This is a genomic window from Eubacterium sp. AF34-35BH, from assembly GCF_003477765.1.
Classification (GTDB): domain Bacteria; phylum Bacillota; class Clostridia; order Lachnospirales; family Lachnospiraceae; genus Eubacterium_G.
Window position 1 is genome coordinate 356 of record NZ_QUDZ01000010.1, and the last position, 23,661, is coordinate 24,016.

Sequence of the window (23,661 nt, forward strand, 5' to 3'; positions counted from 1 at the left end):
CAAACCTCTTCTTTTCTTTTCAACCAATCCAAAATTTTCAAGCTCATTTAAATATCTTACAGCTGTCTTTTTACTAAAGTTAAAGTCCTCCATTATTTCTGCAATTTGATAAATTATGTACACTCTGTTTTCTGAATCGAACCATCTGTTCTTCATTGACAGGTTCATTCGGTCAAGCAAAACTCCATAAAGAAGTTTTGCATTGACTGACAAATCTTCAAACATTGGGTCTACAATCATTGCTTTGGGAATTCTTATGAAATTAAACTGCTCTGCCTGAGCTCCATAATAATAATCAAATGTCATAACCATCACTCTTCCATTTCTCCAATAACTGGTAAATTATGTTCTCCATTTCCGCCTTTGTATAATTTTCAGGAAAATACTGATTAAGTTTCTTTCGGGATATTGTAACCTTTGCACTCTCCTTAGTTTTCTCTTCCGTTCTTTCAATGATGTCTGTTGATTTTTCCTTATTTTTAATTGCCTTAATCTGCTCTAAACTAACCTTATATCCAAGATTGAAATAATCTAAAATATCCTGCTGTTCATTCTCTGACAATTCTGCTATTTCCACTGCAAGTTTTATGGCAATCTTTTTTTCATCTACCATTTCAAGTAACTCCGGTAACAGATTAGTAAGTTTTATGTATCGTGATACCTGTCTCCCTGACAAGCCATTTGCCTCTCCTACAACTTCCCTGCTTTCTGCTCCTTTTATTCCTTTATGGTGAATCGCTTCAAGTTTCATTTGAAATGCATAGGCTTTTTCACTTGGAAGTATTTCTTCCCTTTGAATGTTTGAATCAACCATTACTATTGTTGCATCGTCATCACTTAATTCTCTTATAATAACCGGCACCTTTTCAATTCCTGCAAGCCTTGCTGCATGTGTTCTTCTATGCCCCGATATTATCTCGTATTCTTCGTCATTTGTTTTCCTAACCAATATAGGAAGAAGTACGCCTCTTTCCCTTATTGACTCTGTTAATTCTTCCATTTTTTCATCATCCGACACCTTAAATGGATGATTGCTAAAATCATGTAATTTATCTACATCTATTTCTTTTAATCCGTCTGTTGTTTCCACTTTCAATAATTCATCGTAACTTGTTAATTTTATTTTTTCTCTTACTTTACTCATTTACAAGCACCTCCTCTGTTAATTCTTCATAACTTCTTGCCACTTTTCCCTTTGGATCATGAATATATATACTCTTCCCCTCAGCACTTGTTTCTGCAGCTCTCACTGACATTGGTATTCTGCTGTCAAATATTCCAATTGTTTCTCCGTAGGTGCTCTCTAATGCCATTAATATGTCCTTTGTATAGTTAGAACGCATATCTACCATTGTCATAACCATACCTTCTAGTTTTAGTTCCGGATTTATTTGTTTTCTTACTCTGCTTATCGTCTTTATTAACTGTTGTAATCCTTTTACCGGTAAATACGATGCCTGAACAGGAATTAGTACTGAATTGGCACACACAAGTGCATTAATGGTTATCATTCCAAGACTTGGCATACAGTCAATGAGAATATAGTCATAGTTTTCTTTTATATTAGAAATAAATCTTTTCATTACTAATTCTCTACTCATTACATTAACCATAGAAACCTCTAATCCTGCCAACTCTATGTTTGCCGGGATAAAATCAATATTTTCTTCATGTTTTAAAATAATTTTCTTATAATCAATTTTTTCCTCATTTACAACGTCCATTAACACATTTGCTAATGAATACTCAATCTTGTCTGGTTCATCAATTCCAAGACTTACTGTCATGCTACCCTGTGGATCTGCATCTATTAGCAGAACCCTTTTCCCCTTTCTTGCTAATCCAATACCTAAATTAACTGTTGTAGTAGTTTTTCCTACTCCACCCTTCTGGTTTGCTATTGCAATTACCTTACACATTTCTTTCTTCCTCCTTATATAATTTTTAGAATGAAAACTCATATCGACTCTGATTATTCTGTTACATTTTCGTCTTACTAAAGAAACATGAAGACTTCGCATCTAATTTGGTTGAACCAAAATTTTCCCAAATCAAACCAAAATAAACCAAAATTCTACGATAAGACGTGATAATTTATGATATTTTATGAATTTAAGATATTTTGCATTTTCAGGATTCAGAAAGCAAAAAAAATCCCTCAAACATACTAAAAATAGTACATTTAAGGGATTTTCTCCTCTATAATGTGGGTTTTCACCCATTATAAAATAGAATTCTTTTTTTATAATATCAAGTTATGATAACTTACAATTTATTTCATCTGTGCTGCAACTTCTTCTGCGAAGTTTTCTTCTTTCTTTTCGATACCTTCACCAGTTTCGAAACGAACGAATTTCTTAATTGCTACAGTAGCGCCAACTTCTTTTGATACTTCATCAAGGTACTTAGCAACTGTCTGCTTTCCGTCAGCAGCCATAACGTATGTCTGATCAAGAAGACATACTTCTTTTAACTGTTTAGATACACGACCTTCTACCAAACCGTTGAAGATCTTGTTTTCCATGATTTCAGCTTTCTTAGCCATAGCAATTGAGCTTAATGAAGCCTTTGCTTCGTTTGAAAGGAAGTTGAATAAATATTTATCATTCTGCTTTTCTTCGTAGATAGCTTTGTCTTCATCGTTGAATACGTTCTGGCTTAAAGCTTCTGCAAAGATATCCTTCTGGATTGGCTTTGGAAGTGAATCTGGTTCATTTAAAGCACTGTCAATTGTGATTTCTCTCATCTTAGCAAGTTCGTCTGCTGAAATGTCGTTTCTTGAAACATACTGTGGGTTCATAGCTGCAATCTGCATAGCAATTGTCTTAATTGCTGCTGTTACAGTGTCGTTTTCTGGAGCATCAGCTTCAACTAATACACCAATCTTTCCACCTGCATGAATGTATGATGCGATAACACCGTCTGATTCGATTCTTTCAAATCTTCTGATGTTCATGTTTTCTCCGATTACTGCAATCTGTGATACTAATTCGTCTTTTACAGTCTTTGTAGTATCAAGTTCCCATGGTTCAGCCATGAATGTATCCATATCAGTTGCTGATGAATCAACAATCTGGTTTGCAACGTTAGCAACGAATGTCTGGAACTTTTCGTTCTTAGCAACGAAGTCTGTTTCTGAGTTAACTTCAACGATTGCTGCCTTACCGTCTTTAACTGTTGTGTATACGATACCTTCAGCTGCGATTCTACCTGATTTCTTTACAGCTGTAGCTTCACCTTTTTTTCTTAAAACTTCGATAGCTGCTTCCTGATCACCATCAGTTTCAACTAAAGCTTTTTTACAAGCCATAACACCAGCGCCTGTTAATTCTCTTAATTCTTTTACCATTGCTGCTGTAATTGTCATATTTCTATTCCTCCTAAAATCAAAAATCTGTTAATTATTCAGCATCTGCTGCAGCTTCTTCAGCAACCATTTCTTCACCCTGGTTAGCTTCGATAACTGCGTCAGCCATCTTAGAAACAATAAGTTTTACTGCTCTGATAGCATCATCGTTACCTGGGATAACGTAATCTAATTCTTCTGGATCACAGTTTGTATCTGCAATACCGATTAACTTAATTCCAAGTGCATGTGCTTCCTGAACACAAATCTTTTCCTTCTTAGGATCTACAACGAAGATTGCATCTGGGATTCTCTTCATTTCCTTGATACCACCAAGGTTCTTTTCAAGCTTGTCCCATTCCTTCTTGATGTTTACAACTTCCTTCTTAGGAAGAACATCAAATGTACCATCTTCTGACATTCTTTCGATATCTTTTAATCTCTTAATTCTTGACTGGATAGTCTTGAAGTTTGTAAGCATACCACCTAACCATCTTTCGTTAACGTAGTACATACCACATCTCTGTGCTTCTTCCTTAACAGCTTCCTGTGCCTGCTTCTTTGTTCCTACGAAAAGGATTGAACCACCATCAGCTGCGATGTCTGATACTGCTTTGTAAGCTTCATCTACTTTACCTACTGACTTCTGTAAGTCGATGATGTAGATACCATTTCTTTCTGTGTAGATGTATGGAGCCATCTTAGGGTTCCATCTTCTTGTCTGATGTCCAAAATGAACACCTGCTTCTAATAACTGTTTCATTGAAATAACGCTCATTTTAATACCTCCTGGTTTTTAATAATTATTTTTGGTATCGTTCCGTAAACCTACGGCAAATACCATACCTTCCATCTGCTTCCCCGAATCAGACAACCCCGAGCAAGGGCACCCGCCTGTATCTCCACAGATGTGCTTAATGCAACTCAAATATCATAACACAAAAACAGGACCGGTGCAACAACTTTTTACGTTATGTATTAGTTGTTTTTACCAGTCCCATATTTTAATTTTATTTAATGCTGCTTACATTAATCCTACAATCTTATTTAATGCTGCTCGCATTAATACTTCAATTTCATTTTTTTTGCTATTCACATCAAACATGTAACTTTATCTTACTCAACTCCGCATATCCTATACCAGATACCGAAACCTGCCAGTTTGGCTCCATGACCCTCCATATCCAACACCGAGCATTGAATCTACTAATTTGTCTCCTTCTTTGGCTCTACATATCCACACTGGGCATCAGCACATGCCAACTTATTTCCTTTTTCTACCATGTAGCCACCGCACTGTGGACACTTCTTAGTTGATGGTTTCTGCCATGACATAAAATCACATTCAGGGCCGTCAATACATCCGTAGTAACGTCTGCCTTTTTTTGTCATGCGGTATACCACGTCTTTGCCACATTTTGGACAAGGAACACCAACCTTTTCAAGATAAGGTTTTGTATTTCTACATTCTGGGAATCCCGGACATGCAAGGAATTTTCCATGTGGTCCGTATTTAATAACCATTCTTCTGCCACATTCCTCACAAATTTCATCTGATTCTTCATCTGCTATCTGAATCTTTTCAAGTTTCTGTTCAGCGTCCTTTACCATTAATTCCAAATCAGGGTAAAAGTTTCTGATAATTGTCTTCCACTCAATCTTGCCTTCTTCAACAGAGTCCAAAAGTGATTCCATGTTCGCTGTAAATTCTGTATCTACGATAACGCTAAATGCTGTTTTCATTACGTTGTTTACTGCTTCCCCTAATTCTGTAACGTAAAGATTCTTCTTTTCCTTTGTTACATATCTTCTGCCAACAATAGTTCCGATTGTTGGTGCATAGGTACTTGGACGACCAATGCCCTGTTCTTCCATTGCCTTTACTAAAGCCGCTTCTGTAAAATGAGCAGGTGGCTGTGTAAAATGCTGATTTTCTTCAAACTTAACAAATTCTAACTCTGAGTCTTTGTCAAGTTTTGCAATTGTATTGTTTGTTACAACTTTTTCGTTGTCGCTGTCTGTGTATATTTTCATAAAACCGTCAAAACCGATTTTTGAAGTTGATGCGTTAAATACATATTCTCCTGCACCGATTTTTACATTAAATGTATCATAGACTGCATTTTTCATTCTGCTTGCAACAAATCTTTTCCAAATCAACTGATAAAGTCTGAACTGGTCTCTTGGAAGCTGTGCTTTTACCATGTCAGGTGTAAGTGATACGTCTGTAGGTCTGATAGCTTCGTGAGCGTCCTGAATTTTTTTAGATGACTTCTTAGAAACAATTTCTGTTGCCATATAATCATCACCGTAGTTGCCTTCAATAAATTCCTTTACCTGTGCTTCTGCTGTTTCAGATACTCTTGTGGAATCTGTACGAAGGTAAGTAATAAGACCTATGCTTCCACGCCCTTTTATCTCCACACCTTCATATAACTGCTGTGCTATACGCATTGTTTTCTGTGTTGAAAAATTAAGTGCTTTTGAAGCTTCCTGCTGCATTGTACTTGTTGTAAATGGAATAGGTGCTTTTCTTGTACGGTTTCCTTTTTTTATGTCATTTACAGAGAACTTGCTGTCTTTTATCTGTTCGATAATTTTATCAAGCTGCTCTTTTCCTGTAATTTCTACTTTTCCTTTTTTATCACCGTAAAAACTTACAGTGAATTCTTTGTTTTTGTATTTTAAAACGGCATCCATGTCCCAATATTCTTTTGGTATAAATGCGTTTATTTCTTCTTCTCTGTCACATAACATTCTAAGTGCTACTGACTGAACACGACCTGCACTAAGTCCTCTTTTAATTTTCATCCATAAAAGTGGGCTGATGCTGTAACCAACCATTCTGTCCATTACACGTCTTGCCTGCTGTGCGTCTACAAGATTCATATTAATTTCTCTTGGATGTTTTAGTGACTCCTTAACTGCCGGTTTTGTAATTTCGTTAAATGTTATTCTTGCACTTTTTTTGTTTTCTAATTTCAAAGCCTTTGATAAATGCCATGAAATTGCTTCTCCCTCGCGGTCCGGGTCAGTTGCCAAATATACTTTGTCCGCTTTTTTTACACAGCGACGAAGTTCTGCTAACTTCTCACCCTTTCCTCTGATTGTAATATATTTTGGTTCATAATCATTTTCAAAGTCAATTCCCATTGTGCTTTTTGGCATATCCCTTACATGTCCGTTTGAAGCTACAACTTCATAATTTGAACCTAAGAATTTTTTAATTGTTTTAACTTTTGCTGGTGATTCCACGATCACAAGATACTTTGCCATAAATACTCCTTTTTGAAAAAATATCAACTCAGCCTTGAATAATAATTGTATGATGGTTGTTCCACTAGCCCTTTCAATTGTAATTGTAACAACATCTCAACTAGCTTTTCATACTTTAATCCTGTGTTTTCCATTAATTCATATATATTTTTCGGCTGTAAACCTAACTCACTATACAACATCAAAAATTCTTTTTCAAGTATTTTTTCTTCGGTATTTTTCTCATCAGCCTTATTAAATACGAAGTATTTAAGCTCAGATATTATATCATTTGCCGATGTTACAATGCCTGCACCATTCTTAATTAACCTGTTCGTGCCACCACTTAATTTGTCCCCAACTCTGCCGGGAACTGCCATAACATCCCTGCCCTGCTCCAACGCCCATTCAACAGTTATAAGGGAACCGCTTTTTTCTTTTGCTTCAACTACAACAACCTTGTCAGACAAACCGCTTATTATTCGATTTCTTTGTGGAAAATGCCACGCTAAGGCTTTACTACCCGGCGGATACTCAGATATAATTCCACCTTTTTTCAATATGTCATTATACAATTCTATGTTTTCTGTTGGGTAGCACACGTCCACACCTGTTCCAACTACCGAAAAAGTTGCCGTTTCTCCCACAATGGCTCCTAATTGACTATATGTATCAATTCCCCTAGCCATACCACTAATTATCTGCACACCTGCTTTTGACAAATCTTCTGCAAGCTTTTTTGCCATGTTTCTGCCGTAACCTGAACAGGCTCTCGCCCCTACCATTGCCACAATTGGTTTCTTACAGTCAGGCAAACTTCCCTTATAAAATAAATAATATGGTCTGTGGTCGTAAGGTTTCAAATTTTCCGGATAATCTTCATCTTCAACGGTCACAAAATTTATGTCTTTTTCCTTTAGCTTTTCATAAAAATCTTCCTTATTAAATTTATCCCTTGATTCAACAATATTTCTTATATCTTCCGGTGACATTCTATCATCTGACATTAACTTCTTTTCGCTAATATTATATAAATTTTCCGCTGTGCCATACACTTTTAAAATCTTCTGTATTTTATCAAAATAAAAGTATTCGTTTGATGCAAGCCATGCCCAATAATCTCTCTTTTCCATTTACCCCACACTTTCTATTGTCTTAAAACTAATGGCCTCTGCCAAATCTTCTGTTGATATTTTATTTTTTCCTTTTAAATCCGCAATTGTTCTTGCTACTTTTAATATTTTTTCGTAAGCTCTCACGCTTAAATTCATTTTCTCATAAACGTCTTTTATGAGTTTCTCTTCTTTCCTGTCCAAGGCACAGTATTTCTCTATAAACTCCCCTTGTAATTGACTATTATAATTAAAGTTTTCGTATTTATACCTTTCCCTTTGAATTGCCGCCGCCAAATCCACACGCTTTCTGATTTCTTCCGAAGATTCCTGCTCTTTGTCACTTTTTATTTCCATAAAAGAAACCGGGTTCATGTGTACGCACAAATCCATTCGGTCCAGTATTGGCCCACTGACTTTTTCTAAATATTTTTTCACATCATTTTCAGTACAGTTACATTTGTTTCTATCAGGATAGTAGCCACACCTGCAAGGATTCATTGACGCCATTAAAACAAAATCCGCTGGGAAACTGTAAGTGCCATTTGCCCTTGAAACTACTATTTTTCTATCCTCTAGCGGCTGTCTTAAAGTCTCCATTACCGCTCTTGAAAATTCAGGGAACTCGTCCATGTACAAAACACCGCCATGTGCCAATGTCATTTCACCGGGTTTTGGATTAATGCCACCGCCTGTAAGTGCCGTAACTGTTGTTGTGTGATGTGGACTTCTAAAGGGTCTTTTGGTAACAAGTCCCTCTTCTAAAATGCCCGCTATACTTTGTATTTTTGATATTTCAATTATTTCCTCTTTCGACATTCTGGACAGAATCGTAGGCAGCGCTTTTGCGATGGCTGTTTTTCCTGTTCCAGGTGGTCCCACCAGTAAAAGATTATGCATTCCTGCTGCCGCAATCTCAGCGCCTTTTCTGCCCTGCACCTGACCTTTTATGTATTTAAAATCTTTGCCTGCATACTCGCTTTGGCTGTTTATTTTTACTTTATGAATTGGTTCGTATTTCCCTGTAGTCAGCATCATTACAAGCTCGTTAAGATTCTCCACTCCGATTACTTTTATCCCTTCTACAAAACTACATTCATTTACGTTTGCTTTCGGCACAAAACACTCTTTGATTCCGTTTTCAAGCCCATGCAACACAATTGGTAAAATTCCGTTTACAGAAACAACTCTACCATCCAAGCTTAGTTCCCCAACAAACATTTTACCCTCCACGTCACATTGTAAAATCTCCAAAGCCTTCAATATAGAAACTGCTATTGGCAGGTCAAAATAAGTTCCTGTTTTTCGAATATTTCCCGGTGAAAAATTTATTGTTATTCTTTTCGGCAGTATCATAAAACCTGAATTCTTAATGGCGGTTCTAACTCTTTCTCTTGATTCTTTAATATCTGATGATAAAAGACCTACCATATCAAATGATGGTAGGCCATTACATATATCAGTCTCCACAATAACCGGCAGTACGTCTACCCCTGTTATTGTGGCACAATTAATTCTGCATACCATAAGTCCCTCCTTGTTGTTTTAACGCAACATTTTGTTTTTATGATATTATCACATAGTATTTGTATTGTCAAAGGCTTTTTTTAATTTTTCTAAAGCTTTTTTCTCAATTCTACTTACATAGCTTCTGGATATCCCCATTTCTTCTCCTACTTTTCTCTGGGTTACAGGTGCTTCTCCATTTAAGCCGTATCTTTTATTAATTATTTCTCTCTCCCTTTGGTTTAAATTTTTCTCCACATACTGTCTAACCCGTACTATATCCTCGGCTTTTTCTATTGCGTCTAACGCCCCTGGTTCATCCATTTCAACCACATCCAGCAAATTAATGGTATTGCCCTCTTTATCCATTCCTATTGGCTCATTTAAGGAAACTTCCCTGCTTTTCTTTTTCTCTCCACGAAGCATCATTAAAAGTTCGTTTTCAATGCATTTTGCAGCATAGGTTGCAAGACGGCTTCCTTTTCCTGTATTAAAAGTATTAACCGCCTTTATCAACCCGATTATGCCAATGGAAATTAAGTCGTCATTATCTCTATTTTCACTACTATATTTTTTGGCAATATGAGCAACCAGCCTTAGGTTCCGTTCAATTAGTATGTCTTTAGCTTCTTTATCTCCCTTTTCAAGTTTTTCTATCCACACTCTCTCTTCCGCAGGTGTCAAAGGCTCTAAAAAAGTCTTCACACATTTCACCTCGCGACATACTTAATTATATTTTATGATAGGCTACAGTTTCTCGTGCATGTCTAGAAATGTTTAGTTATTTTTTCAATGTCATCGCTAGGGCATCCTTTTAACTCTTACCGATTGCTTTTGGATGTCCTTTTCCTGTTTTGACTTCGTACAACTTTCCCTTAACACACAAAAAGGGCAACCAAACAACATATTAAAAATGCCATTTGGTTGCCCTTACTATTCTTTCTACTGTTCCTTCACTCTCAAGATGTCCCCTTTTTCCAACTCGATTCCAAGGTTAATCTTAAGCTTCTGTTTTGGATGTGGACAGCTTTCCATTTCGTTGCCCTCTTCGTCCTTAATTGAAACAACTTCCACTTCTATATCGTTTCCGTCAGCTTTCATTACTTCAATTTTCTGTCCCTGATAAAATTTGTTTTTCTGCTCAAGGCTGTATTCCATTTTGCCAACTTGGTTGCCTACAATTCCTAAGTACACGTAATCTCTTTCGTATACATTGCAATCGTATATCTGTGTAGTTTCATCAGGTTTTCCAAAGAAAAATCCTGTTGTGTACTGTCTGTATGTGCACTGTGAAATAAATGTTCTATACTTTGGCAAATTCATTTCGTACTTTTTAGGATCTTCTAAATAATCGTCAATTGCCATTCTGTATGTTCTTGCAACTGTGGCAACATACAAGGCTGTTTTCATTCTACCTTCAATTTTGAAACTATCAATTCCTGCATCAATTAATTCAGGTATATGTTCTATCATGCACAAATCTTTTGAATTGAAAATATAAGTTCCTCTTTCATTTTCTTCAATTGGCATATACTGTCCCGGACGGTTCTCTTCCATTACCGCATATTTCCAACGGCATGGGTGAGTACAGGCACCTTTGTTGGCATCTCGTCCTGCCATAAAACTACTAAGAAGGCATCTTCCTGAATATGAAATACACATTGCTCCATGAACAAAAGTTTCTATCTCCATATCATCAGGTATGTGTTCTCTGATTTCTTTTATTTCTTTAATCGAAAGTTCTCTGGCTGACACAACTCTTTTTGCGCCAAGGTTCCACCAGAAATTGTAAGTACCGTAATTAGTATTGTTCGCCTGTGTACTAATATGAAGTTCCATTTCAGGCAATATTTCTTTTGCAATTGTAAAAATTGCAGGATCAGCAATAATTAGTGCATCGGGATTTACTTTCTTTAAGTCATTGAAATATGCCTTAACAGGTTCTAAATCTGCATTATGGGCTAAAATATTAGCTGTAACATACACTTTCACTCCATGTTCGTGAGCGAAGTTCACACCTTCTGCCATTTCTTCTAATGTAAAATTCTTTGCTTTAGCTCTTAGCCCAAATACTTCACCACCAATATACACAGCATCTGCACCATATCTTACTGCTGTTTTTAACACTTCCAAGCTACTTGCCGGAACTAATAATTCAGGTTTTCTCATTTTATTTTACCTGGCAATTACTTTTTAGCACTTTATTCTAGTACCAAATCGCACAAGCCTTCCTTTCTATTTTTTTACTGACATTGTGATTCCATCGCCAATTGGCACAATTGATGTTTCAAGTTGTGGATGATTTTTTACCACTTCCAAATATTCTCTCATTCGTTTATGAATGGTTCTGTCACGTCTTCTTACAACGTACTTTGACTGAATCAGGTCTCCTTCCTGTAAAACATTATCCGTAATTAAAACTGCATCTTTTTTCATTAAACGCAAAACTTCCGGAAGGAAATGAATATATTGTGCCTTTGCCGCATCCATAAAAACAAAGTCAAACTGGTTGCTTTCAAGAGTTGGCATTATTTCCATCGCATCGCCTTCAAGTAACTTTATCACATTTTCCCTGCCAGCTTTTTTTATATTTTCTTTTGCAATTGGAATTCTCTTGTCATAATTTTCAATTGTTATGATTTGTCCTTTTTCATTAATACATTCACTCATTAAAATGGCTGAGTACCCTACTGCGGTACCCAGCTCTAATATTCTCATCGGCTTTTTTATTGACAGCATAACCCTAAGAAAACTTTCCATTTCCTTTCTAATAATCGGCACGCCATCCTTCCTTGCCTCTTTTTCTATTTCCTCTAAAACAGGAGAATTTTCTTTTTCTAAAGAGTTAATATACGATACGATTCTTTCTTCTACTATCATATTATTTTCCTTTTTTAGACTCAATTACAATTTAAACCATTTAAATCGTTTTCTAATACACTTAAATATCCTATAAAAATCTACCAACTTTATTTAGATGATTTAGATTTTGCCTTAGTCTTTGTTGACTTTGTACTCTTTGTTTTCTCCGGTCCTTCTTTAATCTTGTTAAAAACTTCCTCTGCATTCTGAGATGTGTTAAATGTATACTGACCGGCTTTTATGCTTTTAGTATTATATACATACGCCTGCACTCTGAAAACCGTAGTGTCACTTATTATACCGTACTCTTCAAGAGTATTCGCCAACTCTTTTATGGTTGTTCCTTTTTTGATAGTAACAGTCATGTCTGTTCCCGGCTTTGCTTCAACTCCTGCTGAGTAAAATATTTTTGTTCCAAAATTGTAAGCTGCTGTTGCACAAACAATGATAATAACAGCCATTATTATATACTTGCACACTTTTATTGAAACATTAGCAAATCCTTTTGATGTTTTACTATTACTCATACAAACTCCTAACTATTCCACTTCCATAATTATTGGTAAAATCATTGGACTTCTCTTCATAGTCTTCCATAAATATTCGCCAAGACTATCTTTTACTACCATTTTGATTTTGCCCCAATCAACATTTTTGCTTTCCAAACAGTCAAGTAAAGCTTCTGTAACTACTTCTTTGGCATTTTCAATTAAATTCTCAGATTCTCTTACATATACAAAACCTCTTGTTACAATGTCAGGTCCTGCCAAAATCTGATTTGTGTATTTTTCTAAAGTTAATACAACTATAATAATTCCATTTTCAGCTAAGTTCTGTCTGTCTCTTAAAACAATGTTTCCAACATCACCAACGCCAAGTCCGTCTACTAAAACTGAACCTGCAGGGACTTTTCCTTCAACCTTAGCAGATTCCTTGTTTAACGCAAGAACGTCACCTGATTCCATAATGAAAATATTTTCTTTTGGAATGCCCATGTTCTCTGCTAATCTTCCATGTTCTTTTAAATGCTGATATTCACCATGAACAGGAATTGAATATTTTGGCTTAACTAAAGCATACATAAGCTTAATTTCTTCCTGACATGCATGTCCTGATACGTGAGTATCCTGGAATATTACTTCTGCCCCCTGCTGATACAACTCGTTTATTACCTTTGTAACCGCTTTTTCATTTCCCGGTATAGGTGTTGAACTAAATACGATTGTATCGCTAGGCTTAATGTGTACTTTTCTATGAAGAGATGCTGCCATACGTGACAAGGCTGCCATTGATTCACCCTGACTACCTGTAGTAATAAGAACTAACTGGTTGTCTGTATAACTATCCATTTCTTCTATGCTGATTAATGTATTTTCAGGAATTTTCAAGTAACCCATTTCTCTTGCAACAGAAATAATGTTTACCATACTTCTTCCTTCAACAATAACTTTTCTTTTATATTTACATGCAGTGTTGATAATCTGTTGAACTCTGTCAACGTTTGATGCAAATGTTGCGATGATAATTCTACCATCGGTATGCTCAGAAAATATATGATCGAATGTTTTTCCTACTGTTCTTTCAGAAGGTGTAAATCCCGGTCTTAACGCATTTGTACTATCGCACATAAGAGCAAGTACACCTTTTTTCCCAAGTTCACTAAATCTAGCCAAATTAATTGCATCACCGAAAACAGGTGTGTAATCAACCTTAAAATCTCCTGTATGCACAATAATGCCTTCAGGAGTGTGGATTGCAAGTGCTGCTGCATCTGCAATACTATGATTTGTTCTAATAAATTCTATTCTAAAATCACCTAAGTGAATACTCTGTCCGAACTTAACAACTTTACGCTTAACAGCCTTTAATAATTCATGCTCTTTAAGCTTTCCTTCAATAATACCCATTGTAAGCTTTGTTGCGTAAACAGGTACATTTATTTCTTTTAAAACGTATGGTAATGCACCAATATGATCTTCGTGACCATGAGTGATTACAAAACCTTTTACCTTCTTAATGTTTTCCTTTAAAAATGTAATATCAGGAATTACACAGTCAATTCCTAACATATCATCAGATGGGAATGATAAGCCACAATCAACTACAATGATGCCGTCATTGTATTCGAATGCTGTCATGTTCATTCCGATTTCCTCTAAACCACCTAGAGGAATTATTTTAATCTTCGAATTGTCGCTCATTATTTAACAAAATCCTCCTCTTTTCACAATAAAAAGGTCTATAAAAGACCTTTCATACTAACGCCCGAAATTTCAGACAACTAATCTTCTGTAGTAATATCGATATCTTCAAGTAACTCTGAAAATACTCTGCCAATGTAGTCCACCTCTGACTCATCATCTACTATTTCATATACAGCTTCTTCATCTTCGTCATTAGATATATCTTTCAAAATGTATGCTTCTGCTTCTTCGCTGTCACCTTCATCATCTGTTACAAGAAGGTAATTAACATTGTTAATTCTTGTTTCTTCAATAACATACATTTCAATTTCATTTCCGTCTTCGTCTACAAAAATAATCTTTTCTTCCATTAAAAAACCTCTTACTTTACATATTTTTCTAATTCTTACTTGTGCGTTATTTTTAGTTATTTGTCCTATCTATTAAGATAATCCTCAAGTATGACCTTTGCGGCAACCATATCCACGTAATCATATCTCTCTTCTTTTTTGATTCCCATTAAATCCATTATTTCGTATGCTTCAACAGTAGTTAATCTTTCATCCTGAAATATAATTTCCTTGCCTGTTCTTCTCTCAAGCATTGAAGCAAATTCTTTTGTTTTCTCAACTCTTTCCCCTTCACTGCCATCTAACATTATAGGATAGCCCAAAATTATTTTCTCAATATTATATTCTTCAATTATTTTTTCTATCCTGGCTAATGTTTTTCTCAATTTGTTTGGGGATGTTCTTCTTACAATTTCTAAACCTGTAGCCGTAAGTCCTAATTCATCAGACACTGCTACCCCTACAGTTTTAGAGCCAAAATCCAAACCTAATAATCTCATTATTTTGCCTTTCCAATACTAATTGCCATTAATACTTCTATTTGCATTTAAGTCCTTTAATTATTCATTAAATTATTCAACTTCGGCAAAAATACATAATTATCCAATCCTTTGTCCAAAGGGCATAAACGTCCTGTAGAATAAAGAATGTCCTTTGAAAATCTACGACATTCTGCGCTCCAATAACAAAGGCTAGCACTCACCTTCTCTACAGAGCATTTCAAATCCGATATTCTAATTATTTTAACTTGTTGTTAATGTAATACTTCACAGCTTCTTCAATTAACTCATCACGTTCAACCTTCATAATAAGGCTTCTTGCATTCTTATGACTTGTAATGTAAGTTGGATCACCAGACATAATATATCCTACAATCTGGTTCACAGGATTGTATCCCTTTTCTGCAAGTGCTTCATATACCTGCTCAAAAATTTCCTCTACTCCTAATTTCTGTTCCTGTCCTACTTTAAAAAACTGTGTGTGTTCTAAATTGTTCATCTTCTCACGTCCTTTTTATGCCATTGTTGGCAGTATATTTATAAGTTTAATATAAAAACTATCTAGTGGCAAGCACTATTTCGTCATTTAGGAAGTCTTGCACAATAACTTCATAAATTTCGCCTGAAAAATCGTCATTAGTTTCTACAGCTACCTCTATATAATTTTTAGTATGGCCTAACATATAGTTTTTTCCATTAATTTTTTTGCTTTCTTCAAACAAAACTTCAATCTTTTTATTAATATAATTCTGTCTGTAAGCTTTCATTAACTCTTCACCTTGCTTAATTAAAACTTCACTTCTCTTTGTTTTAATCTGCTCGTCAACCTGATTTTCCATCACTGCTGCTCTTGTGCCGTTACGCTTTGAATATTTAAAAACATGTATCTGTGAAAATCCAATCTTCTTAGTAAATTCAACTGTTGTTTCGAAATCCTCTTCAGTTTCTCCCGGAAATCCAACAATAATATCTGTTGTAATGGCAGGATTTTCATATATGCTTCTTAACATCTCACATTTCTCAAAATACTCTTTTGTTGTGTAATGTCTATTCATTGCCTTAAGCACGTTGTCGCAACCGCTCTGCATTGACAAATGAAAATGTGGGCACATCTTCTTAACATGTTTTAATCTTGCCACAAATTCTTCTGTTATAATTTCAGGATCAACTGAGCCAAGTCTGATTCGCTCAATTCCTTCAATTGAATCTGCCATTTCTATAACATCAATTAATGTTTTATCTTCGTCTTTGTAGAAGCCAAGATTGATTCCTGTAAGAACAACCTCGTGAAATCCTTTTTCAGATAATCTGACAATTTCTTCTTTGATGTTTTCCAACTTACGGCTTCTGATTCTGCCTCTTGCATAAGGTATAATGCAATATGAGCAAAAATTGTTACATCCATCCTGAATCTTTATGTGTGCTCTGGTATGTTCTGTAACTGTAGCAACTTCAAAATCTTCGTATTCATCTGTATTATTTATATCAATAACAAATGATTTTTCTTTATCTTCAAAATATTCTTTTAAAATATTTACAATATCTTTTTTCTTGTTATTTCCAACAACAATATCAATTGCCAAATCTTCTTTTATTTTCTCTGTTGCTGTTTGAACATAACATCCTGTTGCCACAACAACCCCTTCCGGATTTTTCTTTTTCGCCTTGTGAAGCATTTGTCTTGATTTTCTGTCAGCCATGTTTGTTACGGAACATGTATTTACAATATATACATCCGCCTTATCTGTAAACGGAACTATTTCATATCCATTGTTTTCAAGCAATTGTTTCATTGCTTCTGTTTCGTAGGAATTAACCTTACAGCCTAAATTGTGTAGTGCAACTTTAAGCATTTATTTCTCCTTTATAGCAAATTTACTAATTTTTTTAATAATTTTTATTATTTGTTGTAATTGAACATTCACATAATACGTGGTATTATGTAGGCATAAGAAATTGAGAGAGTGAGGTGTTTGAAAAATGAAAACAGTAACAATCAATCTAGGTTCAATAGACAAAGTAAAATCTTTTGTAAATGATATTACAAAATTTGATAGTGACTTTGATTTAGTTTCAGGTCGTTATGTTATTGATGCCAAATCAATTATGGGAATCTTTAGTTTAGACCTTTCAAAACCAATAGATTTAAATATACATAGCGAAACAGATCTTGATGAAATTTTAAGTGTTTTAGAAAAATATAAATAAGTTTAATTTCTTATGTAAGCCGGCTTTTCAGCCGGCTATTTTTTATGTAATAAGAAATTCTTCTGGAATTTCTATTACATAAAAAACCTTCTTAGAAACTTCTATTAACATACTCTCTCGAAAAAACTGTTCTTATTAACATTTCTCCGCTTTAAACTAACACTTTTATCATGTCACTTATCTGTTTATTTTAAATCGATTTCTTTTAACCTTACTGAATTTTAATTAATTCTGCTGTATTAACCGCTTCTTCAAACATTCTGTCGATTTCCTCAGCTAACTTCTTTTCTGAATTTCTGATAACGTTAATGTTAGGTTTAGTTACAGGATGTTTTGCAACGAAAGTTGTACAACAATCTTCGTATGGAAGAATTGATGTTTCATATGTGCCAATATTCAATGAAATATCAATAATTTCCTGCTTGTCAAAAGCGATAACCGGTCTGAATACAGGCATTGTACAAACATCATTTGTTGCAGCAAGACTTTGCATTGTCTGGCTTGCCACCTGACCAATTGATTCACCTGTAATAAGTCCCTGAGCATTTTCTTTGTTTGCGAAATATTCTGCAATTCGCATCATATATCTTCTCATAATAATAGTAAGCTCATCGTGGGGACATTTATCGTAAATATACATCTGAATATCTGTAAAATTAACAACGTATAAATTCATTGGGCCTGAATATTTTGAAACTAATTTTGCCAAATCCACAACCTTCTGCTTTGCTCTTTCTGATGTGTATGGTGGTGCATGGAAATATACTGCATCAACTACAACACCACGTTTTGCAGTCATCCAACCTGCAACAGGGCTGTCAATTCCACCTGATAAAAGAAGCATTGCCTTTCCTGCTGTTCCTACAGGCATACCACCTGGTCCTGGAATAATCATTGAATAAATGTTAATATGATTTCTGATTTCTACATTAATTTCAATGTCGGGATTATGAACATCTACTTTCAAGCCTTCAAAAGCCTCTAAGATTTTTCCACCTAATTCTGCGTTAAGTTCCATTGAGTTCATTGGATAGTTTTTTCTTGCACGTCTCGCCATTACCTTAAAAGTAAAATTCTTTTCAGGATATGTTTCATCAATATATTTAATTACCTGCTGTGCTAAATCTTCAAATCCATTATCTTCAATCTGAACCATAGGACAAATTCCCACAATACCAAATACATGCTGAAGTGCATTTACTGCCTCATCAAAATCATATTCAGCATTTGCTATTGCATAAATTCTTCCGTTTTCTTTTGTTACACTAAAATCTCCATCAATTTTATCTAATGCTCTTTTGGCGTTGTCAACTAAAGCATTTTCAAAAATATATCTGTTTTTTCCTTTTACACCTATTTCGGCGTACTTAATCAAAAATGATTTAAACATCTTTTCTCCTCCAACTATAAAATGTGTACTTACGCTCATATATTTCTCCTATAAAAATACTGGTATATTTGTGTTTTTTCGATAATCAAACGTGCTCTTCTTGTATGGTTCTATATCGATATATGCACTCTTATGCCTATATTATTCTTCGGTAATTTTCTGTGCTTACGTTTATGTGCCATTCTATCTACGCACGTATTTTCTCAAAATTGGTAACATTTGTTTTAACTGCTCTACGGCGTAATCAATTTCTTCTTTTGTGTTGTCTTTGCAAAAACTAAATCTAACTGTAGAACCAAGTAAATCCTTGCCAATGCCCATTGCCTTTAAAGTTTCACTAATGGCTGGCTTGTTTGAAGAGCATGCACTACCTGCTGAAATATAAACGCATTTATCTTCAAGAGCGTGCAATAAAACTTCGCTTCTTACTCCACTAAAGCTTGCGCTTACAACGTGTGGTGCACCATCTGCCCCTTTTCGACTGTTAATTTTCACACCATCAATTGTCTGCAAACTGTCAATTAGGTAGTCTTTTAACTCTGTCATTTTAGAAACATTTTCCTGCAAATTATCATAACAGTCTTTTGCTGCCTGTCCGATACCTGCAATTCCCGGAACATTTTCTGTTCCTGAACGCATTCCTTCCTGCTGACCACCACCTAAAATAAATGGATTAACTTTCGCATTTTTCTTTAGGTACATAAAACCTGTTCCCTTTGGTCCATGAATCTTATGACCACTAACCGTCAATACATCAATGTTGCTTTTTCTTGGCTTTATTTCCAGCTTACCAAAAGCCTGAATTGCATCAACGTGATAAATAACATTTTTATTTACACTTTTTATATACTTACCTATTTCTTCAACAGGTTCAATAGCTCCAACCTCGTTGTTTACATACATTATTGAAACTAAAATTGTATCTTCGCTCATTGCTTCTTTTAAAGCATCAATGCTAACAACGCCATACTCATCAACGGGCAAATACGTTACTTCGTATCCCTGATTTTCAAGATACTTCATTGGACTTTTTACGGAAGCATGCTCAACCATTGTTGTTATAATTTTATTACCGTTTCGCTTATTAGCTTCCACTGCACCTCTAATAGCCCAGTTATTTGACTCAGTACCACCTGATGTAAAATAAATTTCCTTTGGGTCTACCTTCAATATTTTAGCTATATTTTCCTGAGCTGTTTTTAAATATTTTTCAGCATTAACGCCAACCATGTGCATTGACGATGGATTTCCATAGTCTTCCACCATTACTTTTACAACAATATCTTTTACAGCTTCAGATACCTTGGTTGTTGCTGAATTATCAAAATATGCTTCCATTTTATTCCTCCATTAAGTACATTAAAACAGCCATCACTGTCATACCCGCCGTTTCTGTACGCAATATTCTTTTACCAAGAGTTATTTCTTCTGCTCCATTGTCTTTTGCTGTTTGAACTTCCTCTTTAGAAAAACCACCTTCTGAGCCAATAAAAATTCCCACAGACATACCTGGTTCAATTTTTGAAATAATCTCTCTTGTATATACCATATTTTTTGCTTCTTCATAAGGTATGAGAATCATATCCAGTTCTTTTGCTTTTTCCACAGCCTCTTTAAAAGTATGAACCTCTGCTACTTCCGGTATAATACCGCGCTTTGACTGTTTTGCGGCACTTTCCGCAATGGCATTCCAGCGTTTCACTTTATTAACTGCCTTCTTTGCATCTAATTTCACTACGGAACGTTTTGTTGACATTGGCACTATCTGATAAGCACCAAGTTCCACCATTTTCTGTATAATGGTTTCCATTTTGTCACCTTTAGGCAATGCCTGAAACAAAGTAACTTTAATTGGTAACTCTCTTGTTTCGCCATTAATATCTTCTATTTTTGCTGTGATTTCATCATCTGCAATTTTCTCCACACTACAAATGTATTCCTTGTCACTTCCGTCACTTATTAAGATTGTCTCGCCAATTTTCATACGCAAAACATTTTTTATATGATTCACGTCTTTTCCAACTATTACTATTGATTCTTCCCCAATTTGATTTGGTTCAACAAAAAATCTGTACATTTTTTCTCCTAAATATTTTACTGTAATTTTGCCATAACTGTGCGCCAATCGCCCTGCTTTACCACATCTGTTAATTGTAAATTTTCATTCTTTTTTACGGCTTCTTTTACATCGTCTTCTTTCATATAAATAATTCCTGATGAAATAAATATGCCGTTTGGTTTTAAAAATCTGTCAACTATTCCTGCTATTGGAATAATTACGTCAGCCAAAATGTTTGCTACAACAATGTCATATTTCTCTGTTTCAAATTTTTTCTGCATTTTTGTATCTTCCAATACATTTCCAGCAAGCACTTCCACATCGTCCATTAACATCTTATTTACTGCAAAATTTTCTCCTACAGCTTCAATTGCCGCCGGGTCAATGTCAGTCATTGTAACTTCTGCTGCTCCTAGTTTTTTTGCAACAATTGAAAGTATGCCGCTTCCGCAACCTAAATCCAAAACTTTATCTCCCGGCTTTACATATTTTATAAGCTGCTTAATACAAAGCTGAGTTGTGTCATGTTTTCCTGTGCCAAATGCAGTTCCCGGATCAATTTCTATCATTTCCATGTTCTTGTGACTTTCATCAAGTTCTTCCCAAGTAGGCTTAATGAAGAAATTATCTACTGTAAATGACTTGAAATATTTCTTCCAATTGTTTACCCAGTCTACATCTTCTGTCATAGTTTTCTCGATTGTGCCTTCACCTACATCTAGAAATGACTTTGCTTCTTTTAACTTTTCTCTCAAAGTATCAAGTAACTTTTCATTGTCCGCATCCTGTGAATCTTCCTCTGTGTAAAAACTTACATAAGCTGTTCCATCATCTTCCGGCAAATCTGCTAAATAATCTATAAATTGTGCTTTTTTCTCTTCCTCTGTTAGTTGTATATTATCTTCAACTTCCATACCTGTTATTCCAAGATCAATTAAAATACTACACACGAAATCACTTGCCTGTGTTGTAGTTTTCAATCTATATTTATTCCACTTCATAGAAACTCCAATCTTCTTTTCAATTCATATTTATAAATTATTACTATAAAACTAAAATATCATAACACACATAGAGAATTTAAGCAAATTTATCAATTTTCTTGTCATTTGTTTTCTTATCATTTTTAGATATTTTCAATCTTTCCACCCTTTTAGATTGTTATAACTTCTTAGGGGTGGATTTTCTGACATTTCTTCGATTTTTTCTTCTCATATTTTTCTATATTTTCAGTTTTTTCCACCCCTTTAGATTGTTATAACTTCTTAGGGGTGGATTTTCTGACATTTCTTCGATTTTTTCTTCTCATATTTTTCTATATTTTCAGTTTTTTCCACCCCTTTAGATTGTTATAACTTCTTAGGGGTGGATTTTCTGACATTTCTTCGATTTTTTCTTCTCATATTTTTCTATATTTTCAGTTTTTTCCACCCCTTTAGATTGTTATGACTCCTTAGGGGTGGATTTCCTGACATTTCTTCAATTTTCTCTTCTCATATTTTTCTATACTTTCAGTTTTTTCCACCCCTTTTAGATTGTTATGACTCCTTAGGGGTGGAAACACCATAATACCTGCCATAACTGTATCCCCCGAACAATAGCAAATTGAGCCAAAAGACAAAAGAATGAATAGAGCCACACAAATAAGATATAAACAAAAGAGCTGTGCCTTAACAACTCTAAATTGTTAAAGCACAGCTCTTTTCCATCCATATTTCCTAAACTAGAAAAATTTCTTTTTCTTCTTTTTTGTTTTCTCGTGTTCTGATTTGTTATCATCAAATTCCTTTAATGAATTTCCTGAAATCTCGTCAAGTTTCTTGATTAAGTCTTTTTGTTCATTGTTAAGTTTTGTTGGAACCTTAACAACTAACGTTGAATACTGATCACCTCTTGCATTCTGATTGTGTACATTGCATACACCTTTTCCTCTTAATCTAATGCGGGTACCTGTTTGTGTTCCAGGCTTAATGTTGAACTTAACATCGCCATCTACTGTCTTAACACGAATGTCGCCACCTAAAGCAGCCTGTGCAAAAGATATAGATGTTGTTGTATATAAATCCATTCCATTACGTTCAAATTCATTACTTGGAATTACTCTGATATCTACAAGTAAATCACCTCTTGGACCACCATTTGTTCCAGGCTCGCCTTCTCCTGTTTTTCTGATTCTCTGCATATCGTCTATACCTGCAGGGATATCAATTATGATTTTCTTTCTTGTAGACTTGTAGCCTACTCCATGACAGTCCGGACATTTTTCTTTAATGACTTTACCTGTACCATTACAGTCCGGGCAAACCTGTGTGCTTTGCATCATGCCAAACATAGTCTGCTGACGTGATACATACTGTCCTTTACCACCACATTTGCTACATGTTTCAGGAGATGTGCCTGGCTTTGCTCCACTACCTTTACAAGTGCTACATTCTTCCTTAAAGTTAATTGTAACTTCTTTCTTACAGCCAAATACAGCCTCTTCAAAAGTAATACGGAGTCCTGTTCTAACGTCGGCTCCACGTCTTGGTCCATTGCTAGGGCCTCTACGTCCACCGCCACCGAATAGGTCGCCAAAAATGTCTCCAAATCCACTTCCGCCAAAAATATCACCGAAGTCAAAATTGTTAAAATCAAATCCGCCGGAGCCACCTGCACCACCATCAAAGGCAGCATGACCAAACTGGTCATACTGTCTTCTCTTGTCTGCATCACTAAGCACTGCGTATGCTTCAGATGCCTCTTTAAATTTTGTGGCAGCTTCCTCATCACCCGGATTTGCATCGGGATGATATTTCTTGGCTAATTTTCTATATGCTTTCTTTATTGTTGCTTCGTCAGCGTTCTTATCAACGCCTAGCACTTCATAATAATCTCTTTTATCTGCCAT

At 35.2% G+C, this 23,661-nt stretch carries 24 protein-coding genes; 1 reads left to right on the forward strand and 23 read right to left on the reverse strand.

All coding sequences use genetic code 11. From position 1 onward, the window contains the following. The 17 genes from DWZ69_RS12175 to mtaB form a co-directional block, all read right to left on the reverse strand. Window positions 1-312: replication initiator protein A (locus DWZ69_RS12175; protein WP_199640874.1), on the reverse strand; the 312-nt coding region annotated here is incomplete at its 3' end. Further along, window positions 296-1,144 (reverse strand): ParB/RepB/Spo0J family partition protein, encoded by an 849-nt coding sequence (locus tag DWZ69_RS10385; RefSeq protein WP_118000599.1) that lies wholly within the window; start codon window positions 1,142-1,144, stop codon window positions 296-298. The genes DWZ69_RS12175 and DWZ69_RS10385, both read right to left, overlap by 17 nt. Next, window positions 1,137-1,919 (reverse strand): AAA family ATPase, encoded by a 783-nt coding sequence (locus DWZ69_RS10390; RefSeq protein ID WP_118436971.1) that lies wholly within the window; start codon window positions 1,917-1,919, stop codon window positions 1,137-1,139. The genes DWZ69_RS10385 and DWZ69_RS10390 overlap by 8 nt, the downstream gene beginning before the upstream one ends. Window positions 1,920-2,272: 353 nt before the next feature. After that, window positions 2,273-3,367, reverse strand: a complete 1,095-nt coding sequence (gene tsf / locus DWZ69_RS10395; protein WP_118436973.1) for a translation elongation factor Ts — start codon at window positions 3,365-3,367, stop codon at window positions 2,273-2,275. A gap of 34 nt (window positions 3,368-3,401) precedes the next feature. Further along, on the reverse strand, window positions 3,402-4,124 hold the full coding sequence (rpsB, locus tag DWZ69_RS10400) for a 30S ribosomal protein S2 (RefSeq protein ID WP_118000251.1): 723 nt from the start codon (window positions 4,122-4,124) through the stop codon (window positions 3,402-3,404). 428 nt (window positions 4,125-4,552) lie between these two features. After that, a complete protein-coding gene (gene topA / locus DWZ69_RS10405) occupies window positions 4,553-6,622 on the reverse strand; it encodes a type I DNA topoisomerase (RefSeq protein WP_022164626.1) in 2,070 nt (689 codons plus the stop codon). A gap of 23 nt (window positions 6,623-6,645) precedes the next feature. Next, window positions 6,646-7,734: a DNA-processing protein DprA gene (dprA, locus tag DWZ69_RS10410; RefSeq protein ID WP_118436975.1), complete on the reverse strand. Its 1,089-nt coding sequence runs from the start codon at window positions 7,732-7,734 to the stop codon at window positions 6,646-6,648. Then, window positions 7,735-9,240 (reverse strand): YifB family Mg chelatase-like AAA ATPase, encoded by a 1,506-nt coding sequence (locus DWZ69_RS10415; protein WP_118000257.1) that lies wholly within the window; start codon window positions 9,238-9,240, stop codon window positions 7,735-7,737. A gap of 48 nt (window positions 9,241-9,288) precedes the next feature. Next, the gene (gene sigK, locus DWZ69_RS10420; RefSeq protein ID WP_118436977.1) at window positions 9,289-9,924 is read right to left on the reverse strand and encodes an RNA polymerase sporulation sigma factor SigK; all 636 of its coding nucleotides are present in this window, start codon (window positions 9,922-9,924) and stop codon (window positions 9,289-9,291) included. 237 nt (window positions 9,925-10,161) lie between these two features. Continuing rightward, window positions 10,162-11,388, reverse strand: a complete 1,227-nt coding sequence (locus DWZ69_RS10425) for a U32 family peptidase (RefSeq protein WP_118436979.1) — start codon at window positions 11,386-11,388, stop codon at window positions 10,162-10,164. A gap of 66 nt (window positions 11,389-11,454) precedes the next feature. Further along, the gene (locus DWZ69_RS10430; RefSeq protein WP_118436981.1) at window positions 11,455-12,099 is read right to left on the reverse strand and encodes an O-methyltransferase; all 645 of its coding nucleotides are present in this window, start codon (window positions 12,097-12,099) and stop codon (window positions 11,455-11,457) included. An 89-nt stretch (window positions 12,100-12,188) separates the two neighbouring features. Next, on the reverse strand, window positions 12,189-12,608 hold the full coding sequence (locus DWZ69_RS10435) for an endolytic transglycosylase MltG (protein WP_118000265.1): 420 nt from the start codon (window positions 12,606-12,608) through the stop codon (window positions 12,189-12,191). A gap of 12 nt (window positions 12,609-12,620) precedes the next feature. Further along, complete coding sequence (locus DWZ69_RS10440; RefSeq protein ID WP_022165737.1) at window positions 12,621-14,282, reverse strand: ribonuclease J; 1,662 nt, start codon at window positions 14,280-14,282, stop codon at window positions 12,621-12,623. 80 nt (window positions 14,283-14,362) lie between these two features. After that, a complete protein-coding gene (locus DWZ69_RS10445; RefSeq protein ID WP_022165738.1) occupies window positions 14,363-14,635 on the reverse strand; it encodes a DUF1292 domain-containing protein in 273 nt (90 codons plus the stop codon). A gap of 65 nt (window positions 14,636-14,700) precedes the next feature. Next, window positions 14,701-15,114, reverse strand: a complete 414-nt coding sequence (gene ruvX, locus DWZ69_RS10450) for a Holliday junction resolvase RuvX (RefSeq protein ID WP_022165739.1) — start codon at window positions 15,112-15,114, stop codon at window positions 14,701-14,703. Window positions 15,115-15,352: 238 nt separating this feature from the next. Continuing rightward, window positions 15,353-15,613, reverse strand: coding sequence for an IreB family regulatory phosphoprotein (locus tag DWZ69_RS10455; RefSeq protein WP_022165740.1), 261 nt, complete (start codon window positions 15,611-15,613; stop codon window positions 15,353-15,355). 58 nt (window positions 15,614-15,671) lie between these two features. Next, window positions 15,672-16,967, reverse strand: a complete 1,296-nt coding sequence (gene mtaB, locus DWZ69_RS10460; protein WP_022165741.1) for a tRNA (N(6)-L-threonylcarbamoyladenosine(37)-C(2))-methylthiotransferase MtaB — start codon at window positions 16,965-16,967, stop codon at window positions 15,672-15,674. 127 nt (window positions 16,968-17,094) lie between these two features. On the opposite strand from mtaB, the gene DWZ69_RS10465 reads away from it, so the two are divergent. Further along, window positions 17,095-17,322 (forward strand): HPr family phosphocarrier protein, encoded by a 228-nt coding sequence (locus DWZ69_RS10465; RefSeq protein ID WP_118000269.1) that lies wholly within the window; start codon window positions 17,095-17,097, stop codon window positions 17,320-17,322. Window positions 17,323-17,533: 211 nt separating this feature from the next. Here the strand turns inward: DWZ69_RS10465 and thiI are convergent, their stop codons facing one another. From thiI to dnaJ, 6 genes are all read right to left on the reverse strand, one after another. After that, window positions 17,534-18,712 carry a tRNA uracil 4-sulfurtransferase ThiI gene (thiI, locus tag DWZ69_RS10470; RefSeq protein WP_118437023.1) on the reverse strand — a complete coding sequence of 393 codons (1,179 nt, stop codon included), beginning with the start codon at window positions 18,710-18,712 and terminating at the stop codon, window positions 17,534-17,536. Between the two features lie 183 nt (window positions 18,713-18,895). Further along, window positions 18,896-20,050: a cysteine desulfurase family protein gene (locus tag DWZ69_RS10475; RefSeq protein WP_118436983.1), complete on the reverse strand. Its 1,155-nt coding sequence runs from the start codon at window positions 20,048-20,050 to the stop codon at window positions 18,896-18,898. A 1-nt stretch (window position 20,051) separates the two neighbouring features. Beyond that, the gene (locus tag DWZ69_RS10480) at window positions 20,052-20,789 is read right to left on the reverse strand and encodes a 16S rRNA (uracil(1498)-N(3))-methyltransferase (protein ID WP_118436985.1); all 738 of its coding nucleotides are present in this window, start codon (window positions 20,787-20,789) and stop codon (window positions 20,052-20,054) included. Window positions 20,790-20,806: 17 nt separating this feature from the next. Then, window positions 20,807-21,772: a 50S ribosomal protein L11 methyltransferase gene (gene prmA / locus DWZ69_RS10485; RefSeq protein ID WP_118436987.1), complete on the reverse strand. Its 966-nt coding sequence runs from the start codon at window positions 21,770-21,772 to the stop codon at window positions 20,807-20,809. 452 nt (window positions 21,773-22,224) lie between these two features. Continuing rightward, window positions 22,225-22,350, reverse strand: coding sequence for a hypothetical protein (locus DWZ69_RS12350; RefSeq protein WP_279210266.1), 126 nt, complete (start codon window positions 22,348-22,350; stop codon window positions 22,225-22,227). Window positions 22,351-22,494: 144 nt separating this feature from the next. Further along, entirely contained in the window at window positions 22,495-23,661 is a 1,167-nt protein-coding gene (gene dnaJ / locus DWZ69_RS10490) for a molecular chaperone DnaJ (RefSeq protein ID WP_118436989.1), read from the reverse strand.

Excerpts from the sequence above, each read along its gene's own strand:
- DWZ69_RS10445 (WP_022165738.1), bottom strand. The coding sequence starts at position 14,635 with ATGGAAGAAAAGATTATTTTTGTAGACGAAGACGGAAATGAAATTGAA.
- DWZ69_RS10415 (WP_118000257.1), bottom strand. The coding sequence starts at position 9,240 with ATGGTATGCAGAATTAATTGTGCCACAATAACAGGGGTAGACGTACTG.
- prmA (WP_118436987.1), bottom strand. The coding sequence starts at position 21,772 with ATGAAGTGGAATAAATATAGATTGAAAACTACAACACAGGCAAGTGAT.
- mtaB (WP_022165741.1), bottom strand. The coding sequence starts at position 16,967 with ATGCTTAAAGTTGCACTACACAATTTAGGCTGTAAGGTTAATTCCTAC.
- DWZ69_RS10480 (WP_118436985.1), bottom strand. The coding sequence starts at position 20,789 with ATGTACAGATTTTTTGTTGAACCAAATCAAATTGGGGAAGAATCAATA.
- thiI (WP_118437023.1), bottom strand. The coding sequence starts at position 18,712 with ATGTTTAAATCATTTTTGATTAAGTACGCCGAAATAGGTGTAAAAGGA.
- tsf (WP_118436973.1), bottom strand. The coding sequence starts at position 3,367 with ATGACAATTACAGCAGCAATGGTAAAAGAATTAAGAGAATTAACAGGC.
- topA (WP_022164626.1), bottom strand. The coding sequence starts at position 6,622 with ATGGCAAAGTATCTTGTGATCGTGGAATCACCAGCAAAAGTTAAAACA.
- DWZ69_RS10440 (WP_022165737.1), bottom strand. The coding sequence starts at position 14,282 with ATGAGCGACAATTCGAAGATTAAAATAATTCCTCTAGGTGGTTTAGAG.
- DWZ69_RS10465 (WP_118000269.1), top strand. The coding sequence starts at position 17,095 with ATGAAAACAGTAACAATCAATCTAGGTTCAATAGACAAAGTAAAATCT.
- DWZ69_RS10475 (WP_118436983.1), bottom strand. The coding sequence starts at position 20,050 with ATGGAAGCATATTTTGATAATTCAGCAACAACCAAGGTATCTGAAGCT.
- DWZ69_RS10390 (WP_118436971.1), bottom strand. The coding sequence starts at position 1,919 with ATGTGTAAGGTAATTGCAATAGCAAACCAGAAGGGTGGAGTAGGAAAA.
- ruvX (WP_022165739.1), bottom strand. The coding sequence starts at position 15,114 with ATGAGATTATTAGGTTTGGATTTTGGCTCTAAAACTGTAGGGGTAGCA.
- DWZ69_RS10425 (WP_118436979.1), bottom strand. The coding sequence starts at position 11,388 with ATGAGAAAACCTGAATTATTAGTTCCGGCAAGTAGCTTGGAAGTGTTA.
- DWZ69_RS10435 (WP_118000265.1), bottom strand. The coding sequence starts at position 12,608 with ATGAGTAATAGTAAAACATCAAAAGGATTTGCTAATGTTTCAATAAAA.
- DWZ69_RS12350 (WP_279210266.1), bottom strand. The coding sequence starts at position 22,350 with ATGGCAGGTATTATGGTGTTTCCACCCCTAAGGAGTCATAACAATCTA.
- rpsB (WP_118000251.1), bottom strand. The coding sequence starts at position 4,124 with ATGAGCGTTATTTCAATGAAACAGTTATTAGAAGCAGGTGTTCATTTT.
- DWZ69_RS10455 (WP_022165740.1), bottom strand. The coding sequence starts at position 15,613 with ATGAACAATTTAGAACACACACAGTTTTTTAAAGTAGGACAGGAACAG.
- dprA (WP_118436975.1), bottom strand. The coding sequence starts at position 7,734 with ATGGAAAAGAGAGATTATTGGGCATGGCTTGCATCAAACGAATACTTT.
- DWZ69_RS10430 (WP_118436981.1), bottom strand. The coding sequence starts at position 12,099 with ATGATAGTAGAAGAAAGAATCGTATCGTATATTAACTCTTTAGAAAAA.
- DWZ69_RS10385 (WP_118000599.1), bottom strand. The coding sequence starts at position 1,144 with ATGAGTAAAGTAAGAGAAAAAATAAAATTAACAAGTTACGATGAATTA.
- dnaJ (WP_118436989.1), bottom strand. The coding sequence starts at position 23,661 with ATGGCAGATAAAAGAGATTATTATGAAGTGCTAGGCGTTGATAAGAAC.